The 1,048-nt window shown below is 33.5% G+C and carries 1 protein-coding gene; it reads right to left on the bottom strand.

Features of this window, described 5'->3' with window-relative positions:
- Window positions 1–799: 799 nt before the first annotated feature.
- A partial coding sequence (locus ACFINL_RS09680) for a YadA-like family protein (protein WP_375651484.1) occupies window positions 800–1,048 on the bottom strand: 249 nt, incomplete at its 5' end.

Raw genomic sequence — 1,048 nt, 5'->3', positions numbered from 1 at the left:
AAACACCTCCAAAACATAAAAAAGACACATTTTAGCATTATTGATCCCTTTGGAATTTAGAGTAGAGGATCATTGCTTAGAGTGTGAACATTTTGAGTCTTTAGTCTTGTTCTGTTTGTGCTCTCTGTATTGAGATCTAAATGCTTGTCTTTTTGATTATGTTTTGTGGACATAAAGATAACACATTTAGAGTCTAAGGGTTTTAGTGTGCTGTTTTTTCCTAACTAAAAAAGAGGCCTTGTATATTTGATATTACTTTTTACTTGGTAGTGATTACTATAAAATCCTTTGTACTAGGTTTTAGTATGTATTTTCCTAATTATAGACTTTATTTTTATTAGAAAGCATGGTTTTGTTAATAATAAGTAAAGTAAAAAGAAATTGTAATATGTCCGGAATATATTCTTCTTTGGATAACTGGTTTTTTAGTTGGATTTTTTCTTTTTAATATATCATATAATGATATATGCGTGGTCCCGTGATGTACCTTTTATCTTTACGCACTACTTTTCCCCCTTTGAATTATTTTATCAAAATGAGTCTTACTAATATACATTTTCATACAGCTATAGGCTGTTCAAGAAAATAGCAACATAAAAATATAGCTTTTTAGCAATATGGATTCTACTGTGATCTTTTTTCAACAAAATATAGAAAATCTTCTATAAAACCTCACAGTTTATAGCCTCATCAAATATTATGCTTATCTCTAGATAAATACTGTGCGTCTGTAAAAAAAATATCCACCCTTATTTCAATAAATAAGGGTGGATGTTTTGTTCTATTTTCGTTGTTCGTATTATTTTATTTTCAGAGTGATTGCACCACCTATGCCCCAATGACCACCAGCACTCGTGGCAGAGAGATTAGAGCGGATTTTTCCGTTTTCAGATGTATAACCAGCACCAAGAGCAAATGCGGATTGTCCACGCCATGCGCCGCTACCAAATGAGACACTCAAAGATCCCGGCTCGTCAAAGTAACGTAGGTTGGATACTGCTAGACCAACGGCGGCTGCTTGCCTTGCCTCTTTCCGTACGCTCTTAAT

It is taken from the genome of Bartonella sp. AA78NXGY, assembly GCF_042197005.1.
GTDB lineage: Bacteria > Pseudomonadota > Alphaproteobacteria > Rhizobiales > Rhizobiaceae > Bartonella.
Note: the sequence above shows the minus strand (reverse complement) of the source record. Positions and strands in the feature narration are given on the sequence as shown.